The following is a 14,800-nucleotide window of genomic DNA, read 5'->3' as shown; positions in this document are numbered from 1 at the left end:
AGTGGCGAGTCGGGCTCAGGCTCTTGGGTTGTGCGGGTGGAGGAGAAAGGGCGTTCTGGCGGGGGGCGTGGTTGGGGGTGGGGTCAGGACAGAGTGAGGGGCTTCACGTCGCGAGGGGTGAAGCCAAGGGTTTGGCCGTAGAAGGCCAGTTCGGCCTCCAGGCAGGCGATGACGGTCTCGGCGCGGCGGAAGCCGTGGCTTTCGCCTTCGAACGTCAGGTAGGCGTGCGGGACCTTCTTGGCGGCCAGGGCCTGGGCGAAGCGCTCGGACTGGTCCGGGGGGACGATCGGGTCGTCCAGGCCCTGCAGGAGCAGGACGGGGCAGGAGGTCTCGTCGGCGCGGTTGAGGGGGGAGCGCTCCTCGTAGGCGCGTTCGAAGCCCGGCAGGGGGCCGATCAGGCTGAACAGGTAGTGCGACTCGAAGTCGTGGGTGGCGTCGGCGAAGGTCTTCAGGTCGCTGATGCCGAAGTAGGACGTGCCGGCCTTGAACACGTCGGTCTGGGTGACGGCGGCCAGGGTCGTCCAGCCGCCCGCGCTGCCGCCGCGGATGGCGATGCGCGCCGGGTCGGCGATGCCGCCGTCGGCGAGGGCCTTGGCCGCGGCGACCGCGTCCTCGACGTCCACCACGCCCCACTGGCGGCGCAGGCGTTCCCGGTAGGCGCGGCCGTAACCGCTGGAGCCGCCGTAGTTGACGTCCACGACGCCGACGCCGCGGCTGGTGAAGTACGCGCGTTCCAGGTTCAGGACGCTGGAGGAGCGGCTGGTGGGGCCGCCGTGCACGAACACCACGAACGGCGGCAGCTCGTCGGCGGGGCCCGCGGCGTCGGGGCTGGCGGGCGGGTAGACCAGGGCGTGGACGGGGCGTCCGAACGGGCCTTCGAGCTGTTCCGCGCGCGGCCGGGGCAGGTAGGCGGCGTCGGGCAGGTCGGTCAGTTCGCGGCGCAGGGCGTCGGAGCGGCCGGTGGCGGTGTCGATGCGCACCACCGTGGGCGGTGTGGTGGGGCCGCCGGCGATCCCCACGACGGTGGTGCCGTGGGCGGACAGCGCGGGCTGCCAGTGCTCGTAGGGGACGTCGACGTCGGTCAGTTCCAGCGTCTCGGGGTCGTAGATGCCCAGGCGCATGTCGCCTTCCCCGTGCAGGACGGCCAGACGGCCGTCCTCGAGCAGGGCGTAGGGCATGCCGCCGAGCGTCCACAGCGGCGCGGCGAACTCCTCCTCGGCCGGGTACAGCGCGGTGGCCGACTCCCCGTGCAGGCCGACCTGGTAGATGTTCCACCAACCGGGCCAGTCGGAGATGACGTACAGGGACTCGTCGTCCCGCCAGATCGGCGCCAGAGCCGATTCGGTGAGGCCGCCCCTGACGGTGTAGGGGGTGACCGCCTGGCCTCCCTCAAGGGCCGCCACACGCAGCTCCGTGCCCTCCCAGGGCATGCGGGGGTGGTTCCACTGCACCCATGCCAGGTGCCCCCCGCTGGGGGACGGCATGGGGCTGGCGTAGAAGTCGGCGCCGCTGACCAGTTCCCGTATGGCGGAGGCGTCCTGCGCGGCGCTTCCGTCCAGAGGGACGGCGACGATGGCGCGGCGGATGCCGTCGGGGGTGTGCCCCTCGCACACGCACCACACCTCGGTCTCGTCCGGGGACAGGACGTAGTCGGCGTAGCGCAGGCCCCCGGGGACGGCGGGTTCGGGCGTCAGGGGGCGGGGCTTGGCGTCGCCCGGGTCGAGCCGGTGCAGACGCTGGTCCTCGTAGTGGGAGAAGACCAGGGCGTAGCCATCGGCGACACGCACGGGCAGGTACGAACGGCCCCCGTACTCGTGGACGCGCGTGCGGGCGTCCCAGGGCGCCGGTAGCAGTTCGGTGCGGTGGCCGTCCCGCAGGTGGATGACCGTGGTGCGCCCGCCCTCCTCGGGGCGGGTCTCCTGCCACCACACGTCGGTGTCGTGAACGGTGGGGAAACCGAGGCGGAGCCGGGCGCGAGCGACGTCGGCGGCGGAGATGGGGGACGGCCAGGAGCCGTAGGGGAGGGTCGCACGAGCGGTCATATGCGAATCGTCCCGCATACAGGCACCGGTTGGGGCCATGACGGGGCAGTTGAACTCGGAAAGATACAAGCCGTTCACGTGGGGCGCCCCAGCGGCGGGCCAACACCGCGGCAACCCGGCGTTGTGGGGCCGTTCATCAGCGCTTTCCCAACGTGAAGGGGGCGCCGACGCTTGTGGCGGCGGCGCCCCCTGGGGTGGGAGAGGGTGATCGGTCAGGTTGCGGCGCCCGTGGCGCTGCCCGTGGCGGCCATGCCGGGGGCGGGCGGTGCGCCCGTCCCGGTTCCCATCGTCTTGGCGGACGTCTTGCGGCTCCGGCGGCTACGGCCCTCAAGCCAGGTCGCCACCCGGCTGAGCGCCATGTTGATCGCGATGTAGATGACCGCGACGACCAGACCCGCCTGGATGATGTTGTTGTTGTAGTTCGGCGGGATCTGCTTGAACCCGGCCTGGAGCAGTTCGGCGTAGGCGATGATGAAGCCGAGCGCGGTGTCCTTGAGCAGGACGACCAGCTGGCTGACGATCGCGGGCATCATCACCGTGATCGCCTGCGGCAGCAGCACCAGGCGCATCACGCCGTTCTTGCGCAGGCCGATCGAGTAGGCGGCCTCCGCCTGCCCCCTGGGGACCGACAGCACGCCCGCCCGCACGACCTCGGCGAGCACCGAGCCGTTGTACATCACCAGGCCGAACACCACCGCGGCGAACGCGGGCACCGTGATCGTCCCGGCGTTGATCTCCACGCCGAAGATCGAGAAGAAGTAGTCCACCGAGAGGCGCTGGAACTGGCCCAGCGGGGACTCGGCGATCACCGGGCTGATCTTGTTCGGCAGGAAGAACGCCAGGAAGATCAGGATCAGCAGCGGAATCGCGCGGAAGAACTCCACGACCGCGCCGGCCGGGACGCGGATCCACCAGTGGTCCGACAGCCGGGCCAGGCCGAACACCGCGCCGAACAGCATCGCCAGCACCGAGGCGATCACGGCGGCCTTCAGGGTGTTCCACAGGCCGGGCAGGATCAGGTTGTCCCAGACCTGCCACTCGATGAACGGCTTCCACAGTCTGCCCTGGAACTGGTCCTTGTCGGCCAGCCGCCAGACCAGCGCGGCGACCAGGGCGAGCACCGCGACCGCCGACACCACGGTCAGCACCCGGTTGCGCGCCTGCGCCCGCGGGCCGGGCGCGTCGAACAGAACGTTGGCTTCCTTGCTCATCGGGCCACCGCCATCCGCTTGGCCAGCCAGCCGAAGAAGAACCCGGTCGGCAGGGTGAGGATCATGAACCCGACCGCCACGCCGATGAACAGCGGGATCGCTCCGCTGCTGAACGACGGCAGGTCGAGAAGGTCCTTCATGACCGTCGCCGTCTCGGCGTAGCTCGCGGCGGCCGCCACCGTGGTGTTCTTGATCATCGCGATGAGGATGCTGCCCAGCGGGGCGATGACCGCGCGGAACGCCTGCGGCAGGATGATCATGCGGAGCGACTGCATGAAAGTCAGCCCGATCGACCGGGCCGCCTCGGCCTGGCCGAGCGGCACGGTGTTGATGCCCGAGCGCAGCGCCTCGCAGACGAACGCGCCGGTGTAGGCCGAGAGCCCGAGGACCGCCCACCAGTAGTAGGTCGTGCCCGGGTCGTCGGAGAACTTCAGCGCCAGCGTGTCGTTCAGGCCCAGGGCGCACATCAGGAGCACCAGGGTCAGCGGCGTGTTGCGCAGGACGTTGACGTACACCGTCCCTACGGAGCGCAGCACCGGGACGGGCGCGACCCGGAAGCTCACCAGCACCGTCCCGATGATCAGGGACAGCACCCCTGCCCCCACGGACAGGCGCACGGTGGCCCAGAAGCCTTCGAGGATCTTGTCGAAGTTGTCGAAGAACGGGCCGAAGTCGAATAGCTCGCTTAGCTGTGACATGACGTTCCAGCGTTCGGGGACATGCCGCTGCCGCCCCGGCGGGCGCGACCACGGGGGGACGCGCCCGGAGGCGCCCGTCGCGGACGCGCACCTCCGGGGGAGGACACCGGCGCGGGACGGCCTCAGCCTGGGACGGAACCGGACCCGGGCACGTCGGCCTGGGGTCGCGGCCCGGGCGGCAGGCTCAGGCCGTCATCCAGCGGTCGGTCTCAGGCGCAGCCTTCCATCTGCGGAGCGGTCGTGACGAGCTTCAGCCCCGTGCCCGAGAAGTGCTTCTCCAGCAGGGTCTTGGCGGTGCCGTCGGAGTACATCTTCTGGATGGCCTGGTTGACGGCCTCGCAGGTCTTGGTGTCGCCCTTCTTGATGCCGACGCCGTACTTCTCGTCGGTGAAGGGGTCGTTGATGACCTTGAACGAGCCCTTCTGCTGGGCGGCGAACCCGGCCAGGATCAGGTCGTCGGTGCTGACCGCGTCCAGGGCGCCCGCCTTCAGCTTGGCCGAGCACTCCGAGTAGCTGGAGGCGTCCACCAGCGTCACGCCCGAGATGGCCAGCTTGCCGTCCGGCGGGCCCTCGGTCACGCGGCGGAAGGAGTTGGACCCGGCCGCCTTGCACAGCTTCTTGCCCTTGAGGTCCTGGGCCTTCTTGATGGAGTTGTCGTCCGCCCGGACCATCGTGTCCTGGTGGGCGACGTAGTAGGGGCCGCCGAAGGTGACCTGCTGCTTACGGGCGTCGGTGATGGAGTAGGTGGCCACCACCAGGTCGACCTGGCCGCCGCCCAGGAAGGACTCGCGGTTGGCGGACGTGGTCTCCTTGAACTCGACGCCGCTCTCGGGGACGCCGAGCTGCTGGGCGATGTACTTGGCGACGTCCACGTCGAACCCGTCGAAGGAGCCGTCGGGCTTCTTCAGCCCCAGGGCCGGCTGGTCGTACTTGATGCCGACGACGAGCTTCTTGGATTCCTTGGCCTTGTCGACGACGCTCTTGGCCTCGGTCTTCTCGGTGTCGCTGCCGCAGGCGCTCAGCGCCAGGGACAGCGCGGCGGCCGCGCCGATGACAGCGCCGAAACGACGTACTCGCATGCTGTGGTGCACCTCTGCTTTCTGCTGGAGTCCCCGCTGCTCTCAGTGCGTGAGGATCTTGGAGAGGAAGTCCTTGGCGCGGTCGGTGCGCGCGTTGGTGAAGAACTCGTCGGGGGTGTTCTCCTCGACGATCTGACCGTCGGCCATGAACACGACCTTCTGCGCCGCGCGCCGGGCGAAGCCCATCTCGTGGGTGACCACGATCATGGTCATGCCGTCCCGGGCCAGCTCGGTCATCACGTCGAGCACCTCGTTGACCATCTCGGGGTCCAGCGCCGAGGTGGGCTCGTCGAACAGCATGACCTTGGGCTTCATGGCCAGCGAGCGCGCGATGGCCACGCGCTGCTGCTGCCCGCCCGACAGCTGGGCGGGGTACTTCTGCGCCTGGCTCGCGATCCCCACCCGGTCGAGCAGCTCCATGGCGTGCTTCTCGGCCTCCTGCTTGCCGACCTTGCGCACCTTGATCGGCCCGAGGGTGACGTTCTCCAGGATCGTCTTGTGGGCGAACAGGTTGAAGGACTGGAAGACCATGCCCACGTCGGCGCGGTGCCTGGCCAGCTCCTTGCCCTCCTTGGGCAGTTCCTCGCCGTCCACCAGGATCCTGCCGTCATCGATGGGTTCCAGGCGGTTGATCGACCGGCACAGGGTCGACTTGCCGCTACCGGACGGGCCGATGATGACCACGACCTCGCCGCGGTTCACCGTGAGGTTGATGTTCTTGAGAACGTGCAGCTCGCCGAAGTGCTTGTTGACGTTCTCCACCACGACGAGGGGAGCCGCGCCCGCGTTGTCGTCCTGGGGCCCGCCGTCGACCTTGGTGACCTCGCCGGCCACGTCCTTGCCGAGGTCGGGCCCGCCTCCGCTGTCCGTCATGGGCTCGGACTTTACGACATCCGCGGCGGGGCTCCGGCTTCGGAGCGGTACCGATACGATCACGAATCCGCACGTCGGCGGCCCATTCGCGGCCTTCGGGCCCCCTTCCGGCGCGCCGCTTCGGGATCATGATCGCACGTCAGGCCACATGTCCCTCACCCGGCCCCCGGGGGCACATCCGTAGGCCGGGCCGGTACCACGTCGTGACCTTGACAGCAGGCGCACGGGCGTGCCGGTGCGGGCGCGCGATGCCCGGGGCGCCGCGTACCCTTGGTGATTGCCATGACCGCACCTGAAGACAGCGGCGCCCGTACGTACGAGATCCGTACCTACGGCTGCCAGATGAACGTCCACGACTCCGAGCGCCTGGCGGGGCTGCTGGAGTCGGCCGGATACGTGCGCGCCGACGGCGCGGAACCCGACGTTGTGGTGTTCAACACCTGCGCCGTCCGGGAGAACGCCGACAACCGGCTGTACGGCAACCTGGGCCATCTGCGCCCGGTCAAGGACGGGCATCCGGGCATGCAGATCGCGGTGGGCGGCTGCCTGGCGCAGAAGGACCGCGACGCGATCGTCCGGCGGGCGCCCTGGGTGGACGTGGTGTTCGGCACCCACAACATCGGGTCGCTGCCCGCCCTGCTGGAGCGCGCCCGCGTGCAGCGCGAGGCGCAGGTCGAGATCGAAGAGTCCCTGGTGACCTTCCCCTCGACGCTGCCGACGCGGCGTGAGTCGCCGTACGCGGCGTGGGTGTCGATCTCCGTCGGCTGCAACAACACCTGCACCTTCTGCATCGTGCCGTCGCTGCGCGGCAAGGAGCGCGACCGCCGCCCCGGCGAGATCCTCGCCGAGGTCGAGGCGCTGGTCGCCGAGGGCGTCATCGAGATCACCCTGCTCGGCCAGAACGTCAACGCCTACGGCTCGGGGTTCGGCGCGCTGGGCTCGGCCCCGGCCGAGATCCAGGAGATGACGGAGGGCGGGCAGTCGGCGTTCGCGGGGCTGCTGCGCGCCTGCGGCGGCGTCGCGGGCCTGGAACGGGTGCGGTTCACCTCGCCCCACCCCAAGGACTTCACCGACGACGTGATCGCCGCGATGGCCGAGACGCCGAACGTCATGCCGTCGCTGCACATGCCGCTGCAGTCCGGCTCGGACCGGGTGCTGAAGGCGATGCGCCGCTCCTACCGGCAGGAACGCTACCTGGGGATCATCGAGAAGGTCCGGGCCGCGATCCCGGACGCGGCGATCACCACCGACATCATCGTGGGCTTCCCGGGCGAGACCGAGGAGGACTTCGAGCAGACCCTGCACGTGGTGCGCGAGGCCCGCTTCTCCGGCGCGTTCACGTTCCAGTACTCCAAGCGTCCCGGCACCCCGGCGGCCACCATGGACGACCAGGTGCCCAAGGAGGTCGTGCAGGAGCGCTACGAGCGCCTGGTCGCCCTCCAGGAGCAGATCTCCTGGGAGGAGAACAAGAAGCTGGTGGGGCGCAGCCTGGAGGTGCTGGTCGCCGAGGGCGAGGGGCGCAAGGACGGGGAGACGCGGCGGTTGTCCGGCCGCGCCCCCGACAACCGTCTGGTGCACTTCCGCGCGCCGGACGAGCCCGTCCGCCCCGGCGACATGGTCACCGTGGAGGCCACCTACGCCGCCCCCCACCACCTGGTCGCCGACGGGCCCGTGCGCGCCGTTCGCCGCACGCGGGCGGGGGACGCCTGGGAGGCGCGTCAGGGCGAGTCCAAGCCGGCCGTGTCGCTGGGCATGCCGACCATCGGGCGTCCCGCGGCGCAGCCCGCCTCGTCCGCCTGCACGGCCCACTGAGGCGTCGTGCTGGTCTCCGCGGCCGTCTGCCCGCATCCGCCGTTGCTGGTGCCGGAGATGGCGGGGGCCGCCGCCGGTGAACTGGACGCCCTGCGCGAGGCGTGCGACGAGGCCGTGCGAAGGCTCGCCGGGGACGCGCTCGTCGTCGTCGGGGGCGATGCGCGCACCTGGGAACCCGCCGCCGACGGCGTGGCCGACTTCCGCCCCTACGGGCTGGACCTGACGTTCGGTACGGGCCGGGACACGCTGCCGTTGTCGCTGGCGATCGGGCACTGGCTGTTGCGGCGCGCGCGGGACGTGCCGCCCGTGCGGTACCAGGCGGTGGCGTTCGACGCGTCACCGCAGGACTGCCTGGCCCTGGGCGAGCGGCTCGCCGGTTCCGCCGAACGCGTGGCGTTGCTGGTGATGGGGGACGGCTCGGCGTGCAGGGACGTCAAGGCCCCCGGCTACCTGGACGACCGCGCCGAGCCCTTCGACGAGGCCGCCGCGCGCGCCCTGGGCGGCCCGGGAGCGCGAGGGCCCGCCGACGCGGCGGCCCTGGCCGCCCTGGACCCGTCGCTGGCGGCGGACCTGTGGGCGGCCGGGCGGGCAGCGTGGCAGGTGCTGGCCGGTGCCGCGGGCGCCGCCCCCTTCACGGCCGAGCTGCTGGCCCACGAGGCGCCCTACGGCGTGGGCTATCTGGTGGCGAGCTGGAAGCGGGACTAGCCGGGGCGGTCGGCGTCGCCTTGCCGGCCGCGGTCGACGTACTCGTCGGCCCTGCCCTCGGCCTCGTGGATCTGGTCGGAGTACCTGCCCCCGGTCTTCTCGTCGATCTTGTCTCCGGCCCTCTCCATGCCCTCGCGGGCCTTGTCGGAGTGCTGGCCGAGCAACGACTTGACCTTGTCGACGATGGACATGCTCATTCCCCCCGAATGGTGTGCGACGCCCCGGAGGACGCCCGTACGAACCGTCTATACCCGTACCCTTGCCACAATTAAGCCCGTGACCTCACCCGACGTGATCGCCGTAGTGGGCCCGACGGCCGCCGGCAAGTCCGACCTGGCGGTGGAGCTGGCGCTGCGGCTGGACGGCGAGGCCGTCAACGCCGACTCCATGCAGCTGTACCGGGGCATGGACATCGGCACGGCCAAGCTCACCCCCGAGGAGATGCGGGGCGTCCCGCACCATCTGCTGGACGTGTGGGACGTGACGGTGACCGCCAGCGTGGCCGAGTACCAGCGGCTGAGCGACCAGGCCATCGCAGGCATCCGGGAGCGTGGCCGCATCCCCGTGCTGGTGGGCGGTTCGGGGTTGTACGTGCGGGCAGCGCTCGACCATCTGGAGTTCCCGGGGACCGACCCCGCGGTGCGCGCGCGCTTGGAGAAGGAGCTCGCCGAGGTCGGCTCCCACGTGCTGCACGGACGGCTGCAGGAGGTGGACCCCAAGGCGGCCCAGGCGATCCTGCCGAGCAACGGGCGCCGTGTCGTCCGGGCCCTGGAAGTGATCGAAATCTCGGGGCGGCCGTTCAGCGCGACCCTGCCCGAGCACCGCTACCGCTACGACGCCGTGCAGATCGGCCTGCTCGTGCCCCGTCCCGAGCTGGACGAGCGCATCGCGTTGCGGGTGGAGCGCATGTGGCGGGCGGGGCTGGTGGAGGAGGTCCGGGAGCTGGAACGGCAGGGCATCCGTGACGGGCTCACCGCCGGCCGCGCCCTCGGCTACGCCCAGGTGCTGCGGTTCCTGGCGGGGGAGTGGACGGAGGAGCAGGCCAAGGAGGAGACCATCCGCGCCACCCGGCGGTTCGCGCGCCGCCAGGAGTCGTGGTTCCGCCGCGACCCCCGCGTGCACTGGCTCCCCTACGACGCGCCCGACCTGGTGGCACGCGCGCTGCGGATACGATCGACCACATGCGCTTCGTCAAGGGACACGGGACAGAGAACGACTTCGTGATCGTGCCCGATCCCGGCGGCTCCCTGGACCTCACGCCCGCCATGGTGGCGCGGCTGTGCGACCGGCGCGCCGGGATCGGCGCCGACGGCGTGCTGCGCGTCGTCCGCACCAAGGCCGTGGCTGATGCCCACGCCGTCGCGGACGACGCCGAGTGGTTCATGGACTACCGCAACGCCGACGGCTCCATCGCCGAGATGTGCGGCAACGGCGTCCGCGTCTTCGCCCGCTACCTGGTGGACGCGGGCCTGGCCGCGCCGGGCGAATGGAACATCGCGACCCGAGCAGGGCTCCGGAGGGTCTCGCTGGGGACGACCGGTGACGTGAGCGTCGCCATGGGCGCCCCCGTCTACCTGGGGACGGGCCAAGCCGACGTGGCCGGACGCACGTACAGCGGTGTCCGTGTGTCCATGGGCAACCCGCACCTGGCATGCCCCATCGACGAGCCCGTGGCGACGCTCGATCTGACCCGTGCCCCGTCCTTCGACCCGGCCGCGTTCCCCGAGGGGGTCAACGTGGAGTTGTTCCGCACGGTGGGGGACAGGCACCTGGAGATGCGCGTGTACGAGCGCGGTTCCGGGGAGACCCGCTCCTGCGGCACGGGCACCGTGGCGACGGCGGTCGCGGCGGCCATCGACCAGGACACCGGGACGATCCCTGAGGGCGTGTGGACGGTGGACGTGCCGGGCGGGCGCCTGACCGTCACGTTCGACGGCGTCACCAGCCACTTGAGAGGCCCCGCCGTTCTGGTCGCCGAGGGCGACATCCGTTCCGACTGGTTGTGACCGGCGAAGTAAGCAAAGGGTTCCCGGAAGGGTCGGGACCTTTGTCCCTGACCGCCGGGACCATGCCCGGCCTAGCGTTCTACCTGCACACCCTCTGGTGGAAGGCACCCGCGGGTCGGGAAGGGAGCCCCGGCGCCGCGGACGTGCCCGAGGGCCGGCGGCATCCTTCTTGGCGGGGGGCGGTCGCCGGCCCTCCACTCTCGCCTCCAGACGAAGGCCGCGGGGGCGCCGTTCGGAGGCGCGGGGAGAGGCACTCGGGGGCGTGAGGCGGACCCGCGGCACGCGGCATTCGCGGGGGATACCGCGTGACGCGGGGTACGCGCCACAGCGACGCGGGCAGGCGCCGGTGGCAGAACGTCAGGCGTGGCCGTTGGCGCCGGTGGAGATAGGCAGCGAGGCGCGCACCAGGGTGCCGCCGTCCGGGCCGGGCCCCACCGTGCAGGAGCCGCCCAGCTCGGCGGCGCGTTCACGCATGGACGTCATCCCCACGCCCGAGCGCGGCTCGGACGGAAGGCCGACGCCGTCGTCCCCGATGGTGACGTGCAGGTCGCCGTTGAGATGCAGCCGCACCACTGCCGCCCCGGCGTTCGCGTGCCGGTGCACGTTGGTCAGCGCCTCCTGCACGATGCGGTACGCGGCGACCTCGGCGGCGGCGGGCAGCGTCGTCAGGTCGCCCTCGACCTGTACGTCCACCCGTGGGCCCTCCCCGGTGGACACCACCCCGCCCAGGGCGCGGATGGCGCCGGCCAGGCCCAGGTCGTCCAGCGCGGGCGGACGCAGGTCGTAGACCAGGTCGCGTACCTCGCCTATGGTGCGTCCCATCGTCGACCGCAAATTCTCCAGCAGGGCGTCGACGGCGTCGGGGTCGCTCCTGAGGGTGATGCGGGCCGCGTCCACCGTCATCGCCAGGCTCGCCAGCGTGGGGCCCAGCCCGTCGTGCAGGTCGCGGCGCAGCCTGCGGCGTTCCTCCTCGCGGGCCCGCAGGATGCGCTCCCGTGAACGTTGCACATCGGCGGCGAGCCGGGCCGCGTTGGCCAGCTCCGCCAGGTTGCGGGCCAGGACGCCGGTGAGCCGCGGGTCCGGCGGGCGCGCCCGGGCGGGCTCGAACAGCAGCCGCCCCACCGGCTCCCCGTACCACATCAGGGGGACGCGCTGGGGCCGCTCGCCCAGGGAGCCGCTCTCGGCGGACATCAGCCGCCCGCCCCGGTCGGACACCTCGATGGCCACGCCCCTGGCGTGCAACGCCTCTCGCACCGCCTCCGTCGCCACGGCCAGGGCGCCGGACGGGCCGGGGGCGGTCTGCATGAGCGCCTGCAGCCGGTCGGCGATGCGGTACGGGTCGCGCTCGCCGTGGATGATCCGGTCGACGGCGGCCTGCAGGCGGCGCCGCGCGGGCTCGAACACCGCGCCCGCCGCGATCGCGCCCGCCAGACCGGCCAGCGGCCCCCGCTCCACGGCGACCAGGCCGGCCACCCCCAGCAGCGCGAAGTACACGCCGGTGATGACGACGATCAGCCCCGCGTAGACCAGCGTCCTGCTGATGACGAGGTCGATGTCGAACAGCCGGTACCGGGTGATGGCGACGGCCACGCACAGCGGGACGCCCGCGACCGACACGTTGCGCACCACGTCCCCGATCGGCGTGGTCTCCCCGACGTAGATGACCGCCATCGCCACCACGCCCGGGTACACGACCCAGGCGATCTGCCTGCGCACGTCCGGCGACGAACGCACGAACCGGATCGCCACCGACGCCAGCGCCAGCGCCAGCGTCCCCAGGATCGTCGCGCTGATCGGCAGCGGGATGTCCTGGAACGGGTAGACCGACACGCCGTTGTGGAACTGCCGCGCCCCCGGGTCGACGGTCAGGTGCACGCACACGATCAGCGGCACCGCGCACGCCACCACCAGCACCGGCGCGAACCACCGGGACACCAGCCGCCCGTCCGGGAAGACCAGCGGCAGGACGAGCGTGAGCACGAAGGTGTCGACCGCCCACAGCCAGCGGCCCAGCCAGGTCCACAACCAGCCCCCGGCCCAGCCGTGCAGTTCGGACAGCGGCCCCAGGTTGAGCGCCAGCACGTACAGGCCCGCGCCGACGCCGCTGACCATCATCACCCAGCCGACCCGCAGCCCCGGCCGGTGCCGCAGCAGCAGCGCCGCCGTCGGGGTCCAGATCACCGCGACGAGGATCTCGGGATGCCACCACACCAGCCGCCGGTCGGCGGGCAGCCAGAAGCCCAGCACCAGCGACCCCACCGCCGCCAGCACCGCGCACAGAGCCAGCGCCAAGGCCGCCCTGCCCCTGCCCCTCACCCGGCCCCGCTGCACCGTGCCCATGTCGAAGGCGCTCCCGACCCCTACCGAGAAAGAAGTAATGGAATGTTAAAACCTCCTGGTGGTCAACCCGCGCTCAACCGTGTCCGGCTACGGACACCTTTCCGTCACCCGACCTGGAACCAGAACGTGCGCCCGACCGTCCCCGTCGCGGTGAAACGACCCGGCCGGTCCGGTCAGCGAGCAGCTAGGATCTCGCCACGCTCCGCCCGGAGCCGCTCCAAGGGCGCGGCCCGGCCGGGCGCGCCGATCAGGAGGGGTGGTCGCGGAGCCCGGCGCGCCAACCGGCCAGGGCGGTGGCGGCGACCACGACACCGGCGGCGAGGAAGACGGGGCGGGGGTCGCCGCCCAGGGCGGCCGTCGCTCCACCGGTGACGAGCACGCCGAGCGGGTCGACCGCCAGGTAGAGCAGCCGACCGGTGCCCGTGACCCGGCCCAGCAGGGCGCGCGGGACGATCTGCTGCCGCTGCGTCCGGTTCACCACGCTCGCCGTGACCACGGCCCACGCGGACGCCGCGGTCGCGAGCATCAGCGTGCCGAGCGTCGTCGCCAGGCTCATCGCCGCGACGGCCGTGCCGCAGGCGACGACGGCGGCGACGATCAGCCGCATCTGGCCGGTCCGCCGGGCCAGGGGCGCCGCGGACAGCGCGCCCGCGATGCCGCCCGCACCGGCGGACGCCGCGACGACGCTCACCGCCGAGGCGCTCAGGCCGAGCGTGTCCCGGCCGTAGAAGTAGATCAGTTTCTCCACGGCCAGGCACAGGTTCACGACCATCTGCACGACGGTCAGGATGACCAGCGTCCGCACCGAGAGCAGGTAGCGCAGGCCCTCGCGGACGTCCCGTGTCATGTCGCGCCACCGGGGCCAGGCGGCGGGGCGCCGGGGGCCGGGGACGCGGCGCCGGACGGCGGCCAGGCTCAGCAGCGAGACGCCGAAGCTCAGCGCGTCGACCAGCAGTGCGGTCCGCAGGCCGCCGAGGGCCGCCAGACCGGCCGTGACACCGGGGCCGACCAGCAGCGACGCCTGCCTGGCCAGCTCGATCGTCGAATTGGCGCGTAACAGGCCGGGCGCGGCGAACAGGTCCTTGACCACGACCACCAGGGCCGTGTCGAACAGCACGTGGCAGGCGCCCGCCGTGACGGCGATGACGAGGATGAGCCCGACCGTCGCCGTTCCCGTCGCCGACGCGGCGAACAGCGCGGCGAACAGCAGCGTGCGTGCCGCGTCCATCGCCATCAGGACCCGCCAGGGGTCGAGCCGGTCGACCAGCACCCCCGCGGGCAGGCCCACGCAGAGGTGGCCGAGTGTCAGCGACGCCGCCGACAGCGCCGAGACCACCGGGTTGCGGCTGACCTCCAGCACCAGGAGCGGGATCGCCAGGAGCCCCAGGCCGTCGCCGAGCAGGGAGACGGACTGGCCGCCGAGGAACAGCCGCAGATGCCGGCGGGTCGGCTGGGCATGGCTCATCGGCGTCCGTCGCGGTCGCGGGTTCCGTCGCCGCCGATGCTGCGTGAGGAAGTCGTCCGGGCGCCACCGCGGACGCGGCCGGAAATGGCGTTGGCGCCAAGCCGTTTCGTGGTGAGGATGGACCTTTGCGACTCAGGGGGTGGTATGGCTTCGGAGGCAGTCGACACGGCTCTGTTCGAGGCCATCGGCCGAGACGACGTGGCGGCCGTCGAACACGCGCTGGCGTGTGGCGCCGATCCCAACGCGGTGGACCCGCGGTGGCCCGCCCCGTTCCTGTTCCGGGCCCTGTCGACCGCGGCCGCGCGCGGAAACCCCGAGATCGTGCGTTCGCTGCTCGCGCACGGGGCCGACGTCGACGGACGGGACGCGGGTGGAGGAACGGCGTTGATCTGGGCCTGCAACGGCGGCTTCGTCGAATGCGCCCGCCTACTCCTAGAGGCCGGGGCCGACGTCCATCTGCGTAACGACGACGGTTACACCGCCTATGGGCGCACCCCCCGTAACCAGAGGGAACTCATCGAACTGCTGCGGACGTACGGCGGAACGCGGGACCCGGCCACGTGACGACG

General features: G+C 71.8%; 13 protein-coding genes. 5 read left to right on the top strand and 8 right to left on the bottom strand.

Annotated elements, in window-relative coordinates:
• Nucleotides 1-83 precede the first annotated feature (83 nt).
• The 5 genes from ABZ801_RS08420 to ABZ801_RS08400 all read right to left on the bottom strand — a co-directional run bounded on the left by ABZ801_RS08420 (nt 84) and on the right by ABZ801_RS08400 (nt 5,795).
• Entirely contained in the window at nt 84-2,042 is a 1,959-nt protein-coding gene (locus ABZ801_RS08420; protein ID WP_344949889.1) for a prolyl oligopeptidase family serine peptidase, read from the bottom strand.
• Nucleotides 2,043-2,254: 212 nt separating this feature from the next.
• Nucleotides 2,255-3,253, bottom strand: coding sequence for an amino acid ABC transporter permease (locus ABZ801_RS08415; RefSeq protein ID WP_344949892.1), 999 nt, complete (start codon nt 3,251-3,253; stop codon nt 2,255-2,257).
• Nucleotides 3,250-3,951 (bottom strand): amino acid ABC transporter permease, encoded by a 702-nt coding sequence (locus ABZ801_RS08410; protein ID WP_344949895.1) that lies wholly within the window; start codon nt 3,949-3,951, stop codon nt 3,250-3,252. The genes ABZ801_RS08415 and ABZ801_RS08410 overlap by 4 nt, the downstream gene beginning before the upstream one ends.
• Before the next feature lie 209 nt (nt 3,952-4,160).
• Nucleotides 4,161-5,030: a glutamate ABC transporter substrate-binding protein gene (locus ABZ801_RS08405; RefSeq protein WP_344949898.1), complete on the bottom strand. Its 870-nt coding sequence runs from the start codon at nt 5,028-5,030 to the stop codon at nt 4,161-4,163.
• 42 nt (nt 5,031-5,072) lie between these two features.
• A complete protein-coding gene (locus tag ABZ801_RS08400) occupies nt 5,073-5,795 on the bottom strand; it encodes an amino acid ABC transporter ATP-binding protein (protein WP_344950161.1) in 723 nt (240 codons plus the stop codon).
• 390 nt (nt 5,796-6,185) lie between these two features.
• Here ABZ801_RS08400 and miaB point away from each other — a divergent pair, with 390 nt between their 5' ends.
• Together miaB and ABZ801_RS08390 are read left to right on the top strand one after the other, a co-directional pair.
• Nucleotides 6,186-7,715 carry a tRNA (N6-isopentenyl adenosine(37)-C2)-methylthiotransferase MiaB gene (gene miaB / locus ABZ801_RS08395; RefSeq protein ID WP_344949901.1) on the top strand — a complete coding sequence of 510 codons (1,530 nt, stop codon included), beginning with the start codon at nt 6,186-6,188 and terminating at the stop codon, nt 7,713-7,715.
• 6 nt (nt 7,716-7,721) lie between these two features.
• Complete coding sequence (locus ABZ801_RS08390; protein ID WP_360694531.1) at nt 7,722-8,420, top strand: hypothetical protein; 699 nt, start codon at nt 7,722-7,724, stop codon at nt 8,418-8,420.
• On the opposite strand, the gene ABZ801_RS08385 is transcribed toward ABZ801_RS08390, so the two are convergent.
• Nucleotides 8,417-8,611: an antitoxin gene (locus tag ABZ801_RS08385; protein ID WP_344949905.1), complete on the bottom strand. Its 195-nt coding sequence runs from the start codon at nt 8,609-8,611 to the stop codon at nt 8,417-8,419. The genes ABZ801_RS08390 and ABZ801_RS08385 overlap by 4 nt on opposite strands.
• A gap of 100 nt (nt 8,612-8,711) precedes the next feature.
• On the opposite strand from ABZ801_RS08385, the gene miaA reads away from it, so the two are divergent.
• Both miaA and dapF read left to right on the top strand, forming a co-directional pair.
• Nucleotides 8,712-9,644 (top strand): tRNA (adenosine(37)-N6)-dimethylallyltransferase MiaA, encoded by a 933-nt coding sequence (gene miaA, locus ABZ801_RS08380; RefSeq protein ID WP_360695675.1) that lies wholly within the window; start codon nt 8,712-8,714, stop codon nt 9,642-9,644.
• Nucleotides 9,602-10,426 carry a diaminopimelate epimerase gene (gene dapF, locus ABZ801_RS08375; protein ID WP_360694526.1) on the top strand — a complete coding sequence of 275 codons (825 nt, stop codon included), beginning with the start codon at nt 9,602-9,604 and terminating at the stop codon, nt 10,424-10,426. The genes miaA and dapF overlap by 43 nt, the downstream gene beginning before the upstream one ends.
• Before the next feature lie 357 nt (nt 10,427-10,783).
• On the opposite strand, the gene ABZ801_RS08370 is transcribed toward dapF, so the two are convergent.
• Complete coding sequence (locus tag ABZ801_RS08370) at nt 10,784-12,766, bottom strand: sensor histidine kinase (protein WP_360694524.1); 1,983 nt, start codon at nt 12,764-12,766, stop codon at nt 10,784-10,786.
• A gap of 247 nt (nt 12,767-13,013) precedes the next feature.
• Nucleotides 13,014-14,231 carry an MFS transporter gene (locus ABZ801_RS08365; protein ID WP_360694521.1) on the bottom strand — a complete coding sequence of 406 codons (1,218 nt, stop codon included), beginning with the start codon at nt 14,229-14,231 and terminating at the stop codon, nt 13,014-13,016.
• A 144-nt stretch (nt 14,232-14,375) separates the two neighbouring features.
• On the opposite strand from ABZ801_RS08365, the gene ABZ801_RS08360 reads away from it, so the two are divergent.
• Nucleotides 14,376-14,795: an ankyrin repeat domain-containing protein gene (locus ABZ801_RS08360; RefSeq protein ID WP_360694518.1), complete on the top strand. Its 420-nt coding sequence runs from the start codon at nt 14,376-14,378 to the stop codon at nt 14,793-14,795.
• The last annotated feature ends 5 nt before the right edge of the window (nt 14,796-14,800 follow it).

Source organism: Actinomadura sp. NPDC047616, from assembly GCF_040642915.1.
Lineage (GTDB): Bacteria > Actinomycetota > Actinomycetes > Streptosporangiales > Streptosporangiaceae > Spirillospora > Spirillospora miaoliensis.
Note: the sequence above shows the minus strand (reverse complement) of the source record. Positions and strands in the feature narration are given on the sequence as shown.

What these genes read in the sequence shown, in the direction of transcription:
- ABZ801_RS08405 (WP_344949898.1), bottom strand. Translation starts at nt 5,030, where the DNA reads ATGCGAGTACGTCGTTTCGGCGCTGTCATCGGCGCGGCCGCCGCGCTG.
- ABZ801_RS08410 (WP_344949895.1), bottom strand. Translation starts at nt 3,951, where the DNA reads ATGTCACAGCTAAGCGAGCTATTCGACTTCGGCCCGTTCTTCGACAAC.
- ABZ801_RS08370 (WP_360694524.1), bottom strand. Translation starts at nt 12,766, where the DNA reads ATGGGCACGGTGCAGCGGGGCCGGGTGAGGGGCAGGGGCAGGGCGGCC.
- ABZ801_RS08415 (WP_344949892.1), bottom strand. Translation starts at nt 3,253, where the DNA reads ATGAGCAAGGAAGCCAACGTTCTGTTCGACGCGCCCGGCCCGCGGGCG.
- ABZ801_RS08420 (WP_344949889.1), bottom strand. Translation starts at nt 2,042, where the DNA reads ATGACCGCTCGTGCGACCCTCCCCTACGGCTCCTGGCCGTCCCCCATC.
- ABZ801_RS08365 (WP_360694521.1), bottom strand. Translation starts at nt 14,231, where the DNA reads ATGAGCCATGCCCAGCCGACCCGCCGGCATCTGCGGCTGTTCCTCGGC.
- dapF (WP_360694526.1), top strand. Translation starts at nt 9,602, where the DNA reads ATGCGCTTCGTCAAGGGACACGGGACAGAGAACGACTTCGTGATCGTG.
- ABZ801_RS08360 (WP_360694518.1), top strand. Translation starts at nt 14,376, where the DNA reads ATGGCTTCGGAGGCAGTCGACACGGCTCTGTTCGAGGCCATCGGCCGA.
- ABZ801_RS08385 (WP_344949905.1), bottom strand. Translation starts at nt 8,611, where the DNA reads ATGTCCATCGTCGACAAGGTCAAGTCGTTGCTCGGCCAGCACTCCGAC.
- miaB (WP_344949901.1), top strand. Translation starts at nt 6,186, where the DNA reads ATGACCGCACCTGAAGACAGCGGCGCCCGTACGTACGAGATCCGTACC.